Consider the following 14,641-nt stretch of genomic DNA (forward strand, 5'->3'; position numbering starts at 1 on the left):
AGTGGCAAACAACGATACACCAGCAGCAGTTTCAGTAGGCGATAGCACACCAAGTGTTGTAGTTAATGATACTTTAGATGGCAATCCAGTAGTAATCGGAACCAACCCAGGTCAAGTAACATTGACAGGAGTAACCGTTCCAGCAGGCTTGACATTGAATGCAAATGGAACCATAACGGTAAATGCAAACACACCATCAGGAAGCTACACAGTAGCTTATGAAATCTGTGAAGTAGGCGCAAGTCCAATAAATTGCAAGCAAGCAACCGCAACAGTTTTAGTTACTAATACGTTAGTTGCAAACAACGATACACCAGCAGCAGTTTCAGTAGGCGATAGCACACCAAGTGTTGTAGTTAATGATACTTTAGATGGTAATCCAGTAGTAATCGGAACCAACCCAGGTCAAGTAACATTGACAGGAGTAACCGTTCCAGCAGGCTTGACATTGAATGCAAATGGAACCATAACGGTAAATGCAAACACACCATCAGGAAGCTACACAGTAGCTTATGAAATCTGTGAAGTAGGTGCAAGTCCAATAAATTGTAAGCAAGCAACCGCAACAGTTGTAGTTACTAATACGTTAGTGGCAAACAACGATACACCAGCAGCAGTTTCAGTAGGCGATAGCACACCAAGTGTTGTAGTTAATGATACTTTAGATGGTAATCCAGTAGTAATCGGAACCAACCCAGGTCAAGTAACATTGACAGGAGTAACCGTTCCAGCAGGCTTGACATTGAATGCAAACGGAACCATAACGGTAAATGCGAACACACCATCAGGAAGCTATACAGTAGCTTATGAAATCTGTGAAGTAGGCGCAAGTCCAATAAATTGCAAGCAAGCAACCGCAACAGTTGTAGTTACTAATACTTTAGTGGCAAACAACGATACACCAGCAGCAGTTTCAGTAGGCGATAGCACACCAAGTGTTGTAGTTAATGATACTTTAGATGGCAATCCAGTAGTAATCGGAACCAACCCAGGTCAAGTAACATTGACAGGAGTAACCGTTCCAGCAGGCTTGACATTGAATGCAAATGGAACCATAACGGTAAATGCGAACACACCATCAGGAAGCTACACAGTAGTTTACGAAATCTGTGAAGTAGGTGCAAGTCCAATAAATTGTAAGCAAGCAACTGCAACAGTTGTAGTTACTAATACTTTAGTGGCAAACAACGATACACCAGCAGCAGTTTCAGTAGGCGATAGCACACCAAGTGTTGTAGTTAATGATACTTTAGATGGCAATCCAGTAGTAATCGGAACCAACCCAGGTCAAGTAACATTGACAGGAGTAACCGTTCCAGCAGGCTTGACATTGAATGCAAATGGAACCATAACGGTAAATGCAAACACACCATCAGGAAGCTACACAGTAGCTTATGAAATCTGTGAAGTAGGCGCAAGTCCAATAAATTGTAAGCAAGCAACTGCAACAGTTGTAGTTACTAATGAGTTAGTGGCAAACAACGATACACCAGCAGCAGTTTCAGTAGGCGATAGCACACCAAGTGTTGTAGTTAATGATACTTTAGATGGCAATCCAGTAGTAATCGGAACCAACCCAGGAAATGTAAGCTTAACAGGAATCACTGTTCCAGCAGGCTTGACATTGAATGCAAATGGAACCATAACGGTAAATGCGAACACACCATCAGGAAGCTACACAGTAGTTTACGAAATCTGTGAAGTAGGCGCAAGTCCAATAAATTGTAAGCAAGCAACTGCAACAGTTGTAGTTACTAATGAGTTAGTAGCAAACAACGATACACCAGCAGCAGTTTCAGTAGGCGATAGCACACCAAGTGTTGTAGTTAATGATACTTTAGATGGTAATCCAGTAGTAATCGGAACTAACCCAGGTCAAGTAACATTGACAGGAGTAACCGTTCCAGCAGGCTTGACATTGAATGCAAATGGAACCATAACGGTAAATGCGAACACACCATCAGGAAGCTACACAGTAGTTTACGAAATCTGTGAAGTAGGTGCAAGTCCAATAAATTGTAAGCAAGCAACTGCAACAGTTGTAGTTACTAATACTTTAGTGGCAAACAACGATACACCAGCAGCAGTTTCAGTAGGCGATAGCACACCAAGTGTTGTAGTTAATGATACTTTAGATGGCAATCCAGTAGTAATCGGAACCAACCCAGGTCAAGTAACATTGACAGGAGTAACCGTTCCAGCAGGCTTGACATTGAATGCAAATGGAACCATAACGGTAAATGCAAACACACCATCAGGAAGCTACACAGTAGCTTATGAAATCTGTGAAGTAGGCGCAAGTCCAATAAATTGTAAGCAAGCAACTGCAACAGTTGTAGTTACTAATGAGTTAGTGGCAAACAACGATACACCAGCAGCAGTTTCAGTAGGCGATAGCACACCAAGTGTTGTAGTTAATGATACTTTAGATGGCAATCCAGTAGTAATCGGAACCAACCCAGGAAATGTAAGCTTAACAGGAATCACTGTTCCAGCAGGCTTGACATTGAATGCAAATGGAACCATAACGGTAAATGCGAACACACCATCAGGAAGCTACACAGTAGTTTACGAAATCTGTGAAGTAGGTGCAAGTCCAATAAATTGTAAGCAAGCAACTGCAACAGTTGTAGTTACTAATGAGTTAGTAGCAAACAACGATACACCAGCAGCAGTTTCAGTAGGCGATAGCACACCAAGTGTTGTAGTTAATGATACTTTAGATGGTAATCCAGTAGTAATCGGAACTAACCCAGGTCAAGTAACATTGACAGGAGTAACCGTTCCAGCAGGCTTGACATTGAATGCAAATGGAACCATAACGGTAAATGCGAACACACCATCAGGAAGCTACACAGTAGTTTACGAAATCTGTGAAGTAGGCGCAAGTCCAATAAATTGCAAGCAAGCAACCGCAACAGTTGTAGTTACTAATACGTTAGTTGCAAACAACGATACACCAGCAGCAGTTTCAGTAGGCGATAGCACACCAAGTGTTGTAGTTAATGATACTTTAGATGGCAATCCAGTAGTAATCGGAACCAACCCAGGTCAAGTAACATTGACAGGAGTAACCGTTCCAGCAGGCTTGACATTGAATGCAAATGGAACCATAACGGTAAATGCAAACACACCATCAGGAAGCTACACAGTAGCTTATGAAATCTGTGAAGTAGGCGCAAGTCCAATAAATTGCAAGCAAGCAACCGCAACAGTTTTAGTTACTAATACGTTAGTTGCAAACAACGATACACCAGCAGCAGTTTCAGTAGGCGATAGCACACCAAGTGTTGTAGTTAATGATACTTTAGATGGTAATCCAGTAGTAATCGGAACCAACCCAGGTCAAGTAACATTGACAGGAGTAACCGTTCCAGCAGGCTTGACATTGAATGCAAATGGAACCATAACGGTAAATGCAAACACACCATCAGGAAGCTACACAGTAGCTTATGAAGTCTGTGAAGTAGGTGCAAGTCCAATAAATTGTAAGCAAGCAACCGCAACAGTTGTAGTTACTAATACGTTAGTGGCAAACAACGATACACCAGCAGCAGTTTCAGTAGGCGATAGCACACCAAGTGTTGTAGTTAATGATACTTTAGATGGTAATCCAGTAGTAATCGGAACCAACCCAGGTCAAGTAACATTGACAGGAGTAACCGTTCCAGCAGGCTTGACATTGAATGCAAACGGAACCATAACGGTAAATGCGAACACACCATCAGGAAGCTATACAGTAGCTTATGAAATCTGTGAAGTAGGCGCAAGTCCAATAAATTGCAAGCAAGCAACCGCAACAGTTGTAGTTACTAATACTTTAGTGGCAAACAACGATACACCAGCAGCAGTTTCAGTAGGCGATAGCACACCAAGTGTTGTAGTTAATGATACTTTAGATGGCAATCCAGTAGTAATCGGAACCAACCCAGGTCAAGTAACATTGACAGGAGTAACCGTTCCAGCAGGCTTGACATTGAATGCAAATGGAACCATAACGGTAAATGCGAACACACCATCAGGAAGCTACACAGTAGTTTACGAAATCTGTGAAGTAGGTGCAAGTCCAATAAATTGTAAGCAAGCAACTGCAACAGTTGTAGTTACTAATACTTTAGTGGCAAACAACGATACACCAGCAGCAGTTTCAGTAGGCGATAGCACACCAAGTGTTGTAGTTAATGATACTTTAGATGGCAATCCAGTAGTAATCGGAACCAACCCAGGTCAAGTAACATTGACAGGAGTAACCGTTCCAGCAGGCTTGACATTGAATGCAAATGGAACCATAACGGTAAATGCAAACACACCATCAGGAAGCTACACAGTAGCTTATGAAATCTGTGAAGTAGGCGCAAGTCCAATAAATTGTAAGCAAGCAACTGCAACAGTTGTAGTTACTAATGAGTTAGTAGCAAACAACGATACACCAGCAGCAGTTTCAGTAGGCGATAGCACACCAAGTGTTGTAGTTAATGATACTTTAGATGGCAATCTAGTAGTAATCGGAACCAACCCAGGTCAAGTAACATTGACAGGAGTAACCGTTCCAGCAGGCTTGACATTGAATGCAAATGGAACCATCACGGTAAATACGAACACACCATCAGGAAGCTACACAGTAGCTTATGAAATCTGTGAAGTAGGCGCAAGCCCAATAAATTGCAAGCAAGCAACTGCAACAGTTGTCGTTACTAATGAGTTAGTGGCAAACAACGATACACCAGCAGCAGTTTCAGTAGGCGATAGCACACCAAGTGTTGTAGTTAATGATACTTTAGATGGTAATCCAGTAGTAATCGGAACTAACCCAGGTCAAGTAACATTGACAGGAGTAACCGTTCCAGCAGGCTTGACATTGAATGCAAATGGAACCATAACGGTAAATGCGAACACACCATCAGGAAGCTACACAGTAGTTTACGAAATCTGTGAAGTAGGCGCAAGTCCAATAAATTGCAAGCAAGCAACCGCAACAGTTGTAGTTACTAATACGTTAGTTGCAAACAACGATACACCAGCAGCAGTTTCAGTAGGCGATAGCACACCAAGTGTTGTAGTTAATGATACTTTAGATGGCAATCCAGTAGTAATCGGAACCAACCCAGGTCAAGTAACATTGACAGGAGTAACCGTTCCAGCAGGCTTGACATTGAATGCAAATGGAACCATAACGGTAAATGCAAACACACCATCAGGAAGCTACACAGTAGCTTATGAAATCTGTGAAGTAGGCGCAAGTCCAATAAATTGCAAGCAAGCAACCGCAACAGTTTTAGTTACTAATACGTTAGTTGCAAACAACGATACACCAGCAGCAGTTTCAGTAGGCGATAGCACACCAAGTGTTGTAGTTAATGATACTTTAGATGGTAATCCAGTAGTAATCGGAACCAACCCAGGTCAAGTAACATTGACAGGAGTAACCGTTCCAGCAGGCTTGACATTGAATGCAAATGGAACCATAACGGTAAATGCAAACACACCATCAGGAAGCTACACAGTAGCTTATGAAGTCTGTGAAGTAGGTGCAAGTCCAATAAATTGTAAGCAAGCAACCGCAACAGTTGTAGTTACTAATACGTTAGTGGCAAACAACGATACACCAGCAGCAGTTTCAGTAGGCGATAGCACACCAAGTGTTGTAGTTAATGATACTTTAGATGGTAATCCAGTAGTAATCGGAACCAACCCAGGTCAAGTAACATTGACAGGAGTAACCGTTCCAGCAGGCTTGACATTGAATGCAAACGGAACCATAACGGTAAATGCGAACACACCATCAGGAAGCTATACAGTAGCTTATGAAATCTGTGAAGTAGGCGCAAGTCCAATAAATTGCAAGCAAGCAACTGCAACAGTTGTAGTTACTAATACTTTAGTGGCAAACAACGATACACCAGCAGCAGTTTCAGTAGGCGATAGCACACCAAGTGTTGTAGTTAATGATACTTTAGATGGTAATCCAGTAGTAATCGGAACCAACCCAGGTCAAGTAACATTGACAGGAGTAACCGTTCCAGCAGGCTTGACATTGAATGCAAATGGAACCATAACGGTAAATGCGAACACACCATCAGGAAGCTATACAGTATCTTATGAAATCTGTGAAGTAGGTGCAAGTCCAATAAATTGTAAGCAAGCAACTGCAACAGTTGTAGTTACTAATGAGTTAGTGGCAAACAACGATACACCAGCAGCAGTACCAACAGCTGCCACTCCAGTAACAGTTCAAAATGTAACATCGAACGATACGTTGAATGGAGTTGCAGTAACACCAGCTAATACTGATGTTACGCCGGTAACTGCGGGCCCATTAAGTATTGATACTAACGGAGTATTAACTTTAGCGCCAAACACAGCAAGTGGCACGTATTCTATTACTTACCAACTATGTGAAGTAGGAGCCAATCCAGCGAATTGTGTTACAGCAATTGCTACAGTAGTTGTTGCTAATGTGGTTGATGCGGTAAACAATCCTGCTGTGACCGTTGCTTCTAGTAATGCTGAAATTACGGCACTTAATGTCTTAGGTAATGATATCTTTAATGGCATTGCTGCTACGACGAACAATACTAATGTTACTGTGTTAACGGCAGGTCCGTTAAGTATAAATGTTGATGGAATTGTAAGTGTTGCAGCTAATACTCCAAGTGGTACATATACTATTACTTATCAATTATGTGAAGCTGATCCTATAACTGGATTAAATGTTTCTCCGTCTAATTGTGATACTGCTACTGCAACTGTTGTGGTGAGTAATTTAATTGATGCAGTAAATGATCCACTTGTTACCGTTACTTCTAGTAATACAATAGTAACAGCTTTAAATGCACTAGATAATGATACTGTTAATAGTGTACCAGCTACTGTAAATAATTCTAACGTAACACCTATTACGACAGGTCCACTTAGTGTTGATGCCAATGGATTAGTAACTGTGGCTGCTAATACGGCAAGCGGAACATATAGTATAACTTATCAATTGTGTGAAGCTGATCCTGTAACTGGCTTGAACTTAATTCCAGCAAATTGTGACAATGCTACAGCAACAGTAGTTGTCGCAAATGAAATTGTAGCTGTAAATGATGGACCAACAACGGTGGCCTCTGACAATGTTGCTACAGTAATTCAAAATGTAACAAGTAACGACACCCTTAATGGTGTAATTGTAACAGGCACTAATACTAACGTGACACCTATTACGACGGGCCCTTTAAGTATTGATGTTAATGGAGTATTAACTCTAGCGCCAAACACCGCAAGTGGTACATATACAATTATTTATCAATTGTGTGAAGAAGGTGCGAGTCCAGCTAATTGCGCAACAGCTACGGCTACAGTTATTGTTTCAAATCCTTTGATTGCAGTTAATGATGGCCCAATTACGGTTGCGACAGCTGAAGTGCCAAAAATTGTATTAAATGTTACTACAAATGATACTTTGTACGGAGATTTAGTGACAGATACAAATACAAATGTAACTCCTTCAATAGTTGGTCCTCTTAGTATTGCAAGTAATGGAGAGGTAACCCTTGCACCAAATACACCTTCAGGGACTTATGTTTTATCGTATGAAATTTGCGAGGTTGGAGCGGTTCCTGCTAATTGCAAAACAGCTACAGCAACAGTTGAAGTGTTAAATGTTATTGTTGCAAATGCTGACGTAACAGGTGGTTTGGCAGGAGCTACGACAGGTTCTGTTCTAGGTAACGACACTTTTAGTGGAATACCACCGATTAAACCTGGTGATGTAATTTTGACAACTACAATTGCAAATCCGGCATTGACATTAAATCCAGATGGGACAATTACGATCGCAGTAGGAACTCCAGCAGGACCTCAAACTCTTGAGTATCAAATTTGTGAAATCGGTTCAACACCTCCAAATTGTAGTACAGCATCAGTAACTGTAAATGTTCAGCAAGCTGCCGTAGATGCTATTGTGGATGATTATACTGCAACTCCTTTTACAGGAGGAAATGGTGGTGTTACTGCTTCAGTTTTGAATAATGATACTCTTAATGGTGTTATATTAAATCCAGCAGCTGTAATTCTTACATTAAGCGGAACTGCACCAACTGGTTTTGTTCTCAATAATGATGGAACAATCACAGTGCCTGCAGGACAAGTATCAGGAACATATAACCTATTTTATCAAATATGTGAAGCAATAAATCCAAGTAATTGTGATATTGCAAATGCTAAGATTCGTATCAGTAATGAATTAATAGCGAGTAATGATGCCTTCCCAACTCAAGTTCCAAGTACAACAGTCGCTTCGACGGTTGGAAATGTACTTGGCAATAATGGAAATGGTGCGGATAATTTAAATGGAACAGCAGTAACAATAGCAAATACTGATGTAACGCCAATAACTACTGGACCATTAAGTATTGATGCAGATGGTAATTTGACATTAGCGCCAAATACTGTTTCAGGGACGTATACGATAATATATCAATTGTGTGAAACGGGTGCAGATCCTATTAATTGTACAACAGCAACTGCCACAGTAGTGGTGTTAAATCCTATTGAAGCAATTGATGATACTCCTGCAGTTGTTAATACTGGTGTAAATTCAAAAGTAATTTTAGATGTTACGGCGAATGATACATTGAACGGAGTTACAGTCACTCCTGCAAATTCTAACGTTACTCCTGTATCCCAAGGTCCATTGAGTATAAATGCAAACGGAATAGTTACTTTAGCAGGAAATACACCAAGTGGTACATATACAATTGTTTATCAAATTTGCGAAATAAATCCTTCGAACGGATTAGAAGTAAATCCTAGTAATTGTGATACAGCAACAGCAACAGTTCGGGTGTTAAATCCTGTAGATGCAGTAAACGATCCATCAGTAACTATTGCTTCGAATAATAATGTAGCAGTGGCTTTAAATGCTCTAACAAACGATACTTTTAATGGTGTCGCTGCAACTACATCAAATACTAATGTTACCGCATTAACAACAGGTCCATTAAGTATTGATGCTAATGGAATCGTAAGTGTTGCTGCTAATACACCAAGTGGTACTTATGAAATTACATACCAATTGTGCGAAGCAGATCTAACAACTGGAGCAAATGTTAGTCCAGCTAATTGTGATACAGCAACCGCAACCGTTGTTGTTGTAAATGTTATTGATGCTGTTAATGATCCAGCTGTAACAATTGCTTCTAGTAATAATGTTGTAGTAGCTTTAAATGTTTTAACAAACGATACTTTGAATGGCGTTGCAGTAACGACGGCAAATACTAATGTTACTGCTTCAACAAGTGGCCCATTGAGTATTGATGTTGACGGAAATGTATCAGTAGCATCAAACACAGTAAGTGGAACATATACCATTGTTTATCAATTATGTGAAGCAAATCCTACCACAGGATTAAATGTTAATCCGGCTAATTGTGATACCGCAACTGCAACCGTTGTAGTTGTAAATCCAATTGTAGCAGGCAACGATACCCTTCCAAGAACAGGAGGAAACGTGTTAGCAAACGATACGGTTAACGGACAAGTAGCTACAGCAGCCAACACCAATGTAACACCGGCAACGAATGGACCATTGAGTATTGATGCAGACGGAAACGTAACAGTAGCTCCAAACACACCAAGCGGAATGTATACCTTAACGTATGAAATCTGTGAGGCAGGTGCTACCCCAGCGAATTGTACAACTGCAACTGTGACGATAGAAATAGTTAATGCAATTGTAGCAGAAAACGATACGCTTCCAAGAACAGGAGGAAACGTATTAGCCAACGATACGGTTAACGGACAAGTTGCTACAGCAGCCAACACCAATGTAACACCGGCAACGAATGGACCATTGAGTATTGATGCAGACGGCAACGTAACAGTAGCTCCAAACACACCAAGCGGAATGTATACTTTAACGTATGAGATCTGTGAGGCAGGTGCTACCCCAGCAAATTGTACAACAGCAACTGTGACGATAGAAATAGTTAATGCAATTGTAGCAGGTAACGATACCCTTCCAAGAACAGGAGGTAACGTATTAGCAAACGATACGGTTAACGGACAAGTAGCTACAGCAGCCAACACCAATGTAACACCGGCAACGAATGGACCATTGAGTATTGATGCAGACGGAAACGTAACAGTAGCTCCAAACACACCAAGCAGAACGTATACTTTAACGTATGAGATCTGTGAGGCAGGTGCTACTCCAGCGAATTGTACAACTGCAATCGTGACGATAGTAATAACGAATCCAATTGTAGCAGGCAACGATACCCTTCCAAGAACAGGAGGTAACGTATTAGCAAACGATACGGTTAACGGACAAGTTGCTACAGCAGCCAACACCAATGTAACACCGGCGACGAATGGACCATTGAGTATTGATGCAGACGGAAACGTAACAGTAGCTCCAAACACACCAAGTGGAACGTATACTTTAACGTATGAGATCTGTGAGGCAGGTGCTACCCCAGCAAATTGTACAACAGCAATCGTGACGATAGTAATATCTAATCCAATTGTAGCAGGTAACGATACCCTTCCAAGAACAGGAGGTAACGTATTAGCAAACGATACGGTTAATGGACAAGTTGCTACAGCAGCCAACACCAATGTAACACCGGCAACGAATGGACCATTGAGTATTGATGCAGACGGAAACGTAACAGTAGCTCCAAACACACCAAGCGGAACATATATTTTAACGTATGAGATCTGTGAGGCAGGTGCTACCCCAGCAAATTGTACAACAGCAACTGTGACGATAGTAATATCTAATCCAATTGTAGCAGGTAACGATACGCTTCCAAGAACAGGAGGTAACGTGTTAGCTAACGATACGGTTAACGGACAAGTTGCTACAGCAGCCAACACCAATGTAACACCGGCAACGAATGGACCATTGAGTATTGATGCAGACGGAAACGTAACAGTAGCTCCAAACACACCAAGCGGAACGTATACTTTAACGTATGAGATCTGTGAGGCAGGTGCTACTCCAGCGAATTGTACAACTGCAATCGTGACGATAGTAATAACGAATCCAATTGTAGCAGGCAACGATACCCTTCCAAGAACAGGAGGTAACGTATTAGCAAACGATACGGTTAACGGACAAGTTGCTACAGCAGCCAACACCAATGTAACACCGGCAACGAATGGACCATTGAGTATTGATGCAGACGGAAACGTAACAGTAGCTCCAAACACACCAAGCGGAACATATACTTTAACGTATGAGATCTGTGAGGCAGGTGCTACCCCAGCAAATTGTACAACAGCAACTGTGACGATAGAAATAGTTAATGCAATTGTAGCAGGTAACGATACGCTTCCAAGAACAGGAGGTAACGTGTTAGCTAACGATACGGTTAACGGACAAGTTGCAACAGCAGCCAACACCAATGTAACACCGGCAACGAATGGACCATTGAGTATTGATATTGACGGAAACGTAACAGTAGCTCCAAACACACCAAGCGGAACATATACTTTAACGTATGAGATCTGTGAGACAGGTGCTACTCCAGCGAATTGTACAACTGCAATCGTGACGATAGTAATATCTAATCCAATTGTAGCAGGTAACGATACCCTTCCAAGAACAGGAGGTAACGTGTTAGCTAACGATACGGTTAACGGACAAGTAGCTACAGCAGCCAACACCAATGTAACACCGGTAACGAATGGAGCATTGAGTATTGATGTAGACGGAAACGTAACAGTAGCTCCAAACACACCAAGCGGAACGTATACTTTAACGTATGAGATCTGTGAGACAGGTGCTACTCCAGCGAATTGTACAACTGCAATTGTGACGATAGTAATATCTAATCCAATTGTAGCAGGTAACGATACCCTTCCAAGAACAGGAGGCAGTGTATTGGGTAATGATACAGTAAACGGACAAGTTGCAACGATAGCCAACACCAATGTAACACCGGCAACGAATGGACCATTGAGTATTGATGTAGACGGAAACGTAACAGTAGCTCCAAACACACCAAGCGGAACATATACTTTAACGTATGAGATCTGTGAGGCAGGTGCTACCCCAGCGAATTGTACAACAGCAATCGTGACGATAGTAATAACGAATCCAATTGTAGCAGGCAACGATACCCTTCCAAGAACAGGAGGTAACGTATTAGCAAACGATACGGTTAACGGACAAGTTGCTACAGCAGCTAACACCAATGTAACACCGACAACGAATGGACCATTGAGTATTGATGCAGACGGAAACGTAACAGTAGCTCCAAACACACCAAGCGGAACGTATACTTTAACGTATGAGATCTGTGAGGCAGGTGCTACTCCAGCGAATTGTACAACTGCAATCGTGACGATAGTAATATCTAATCCAATTGTAGCAGGTAACGATACCCTTCCAAGAACAGGAGGTAACGTATTAGCAAACGATACGGTTAACGGACAAGTTGCTACAGCAGCCAACACCAATGTAACACCGGCAACGAATGGACCATTGAGTATTGATGCAGACGGAAACGTAACAGTAGCTCCAAACACACCAAGCGGAACGTATACTTTAACGTATGAGATCTGTGAGGCAGGTGCTACTCCAGCGAATTGTACAACTGCAATCGTGACGATAGTAATATCTAATCCAATTGTAGCAGGTAACGATACCCTTCCAAGAACAGGAGGTAACGTATTAGCAAACGATACGGTTAACGGACAAGTTGCTACAGCAGCCAACACCAATGTAACACCGGCAACGAATGGACCATTGAGTATTGATGCAGACGGAAACGTAACAGTAGCTCCAAACACACCAAGCGGAACGTATACTTTAACGTATGAGATCTGTGAGGCAGGTGCTACTCCAGCGAATTGTACAACTGCAATCGTGACGATAGTAATAACGAATCCAATTGTAGCAGGTAACGATACCCTTCCAAGAACAGGAGGTAACGTATTAGCAAACGATACGGTTAACGGACAAGTTGCTACAGCAGCCAACACCAATGTAACACCGGCGACGAATGGACCATTGAGTATTGATGCAGACGGAAACGTAACAGTAGCTCCAAACACACCAAGTGGAACGTATACTTTAACGTATGAGATCTGTGAGGCAGGTGCTACCCCAGCAAATTGTACAACAGCAATCGTGACGATAGTAATATCTAATCCAATTGTAGCAGGTAACGATACCCTTCCAAGAACAGGAGGTAACGTATTAGCAAACGATACGGTTAATGGACAAGTTGCTACAGCAGCCAACACCAATGTAACACCGGCAACGAATGGACCATTGAGTATTGATGCAGACGGAAACGTAACAGTAGCTCCAAACACACCAAGCGGAACGTATACTTTAACGTATGAGATCTGTGAGGCAGGTGCTACTCCAGCGAATTGTACAACAGCTATTGCAACAGTGGTGATTAGTAATCCAACAATTGTTGCAAATAACGATACCTTGCCAAGAACAGGAGGTAACGTATTAGGTAATGATACATTAAATGGTCAGCCAGTTCCTCCGGGAATGATTGCAGTGACACCAGCAACAAATGGTCCATTAAGTATTGATGCAGCAGGTAATGTCACTGTTGCTCCAAATGCTCCTAGTGGTACTTATACAATTGTTTATCAATTATGTGAAGTTGGCGCTGTTCCAGCAAATTGTACTACAGCAATGGTGACCATTGTGATTTTTAATCCAATAGTTGCAGATAACAATGTACTCCCAGCTACTGGAGGTAATGTTACTGATAATGATACGTTAAACGGTCAACGTGTAACAGCAACTACAACTGATGTGACTCCTGTAACAGATGGTCCGTTGAGTATTGATGCTGAAGGTAATTTAACAGTTGCTCCAAATACAGCTGCTGGTACTTACACTATTACGTACCAAATTTGTGAGACGGGTGCTGTTCCAGCAAACTGTACCACTGCAACTGCAACAGTTGTAGTTCCAGAATCTCCTAAAATCTCAATCATTAAAACGGCCGTGTTTAATGATGAAAACGGAGATGGTTTTGCTCAGGCAGGAGAAACTATAACTTACAGATTTGAAGTGACAAATACAGGAAATGTTGTATTGAATAATGTTACTGTAACAGATAATCTACCTGGTTTAATCTTGACTGGTACGCCAATCGCTGTTCTGAACATTAATGAAACCAATACTACTGCCTACCTTGGAGTATACGCTTTAAAACAAAGCGATATTAATCTTGGTAGTGTTTCTAATCAAGCTCAAGTTCGCGGAACTACTCCATTAGGAGTTGTTGTAACGGATCTTTCAGATGATTCAAGTATGGTTGATGATCGTCCTACTGTATTAGGAGTTAATGGATGTCAAATTGAAATATTCAATGCCGTTATTCCAAATGGTGTAGGTGATAACAAGGTGTTTAGAATCAGGGGATTAGAGTGTTATCAAGACAATAGAGTAGAAATTTATAACCGTTGGGGTGTACTAGTATTTGAAAGAAACAGTTACAATAATGATGATAGAGCCTTTAGAGGTATTTCAGAAGGTAGAGTAACTGTAAAACAATCTGAAGAACTGCCTGAAGGAACTTATTACTACATCTTGAAATACAAGGACAGTGCTGGTAATAATTTTGAAAAAGCAGGATACTTATACATCAATAGATAATCAACACTAATTTGCTAA

The 14,641-nt window shown here is 41.4% G+C and carries 1 protein-coding gene; it reads left to right on the forward strand.

From position 1 onward, the window contains the following. Nucleotides 1-121 precede the first annotated feature (121 nt). On the forward strand, nucleotides 122-14,623 hold the full coding sequence (locus ACXX8U_RS00005) for a T9SS type B sorting domain-containing protein (RefSeq protein ID WP_458564065.1): 14,502 nt from the start codon (nucleotides 122-124) through the stop codon (nucleotides 14,621-14,623). Nucleotides 14,624-14,641: the final 18 nt, after the last annotated feature.

This window comes from Flavobacterium sp. GNP001 (assembly GCF_054343775.1).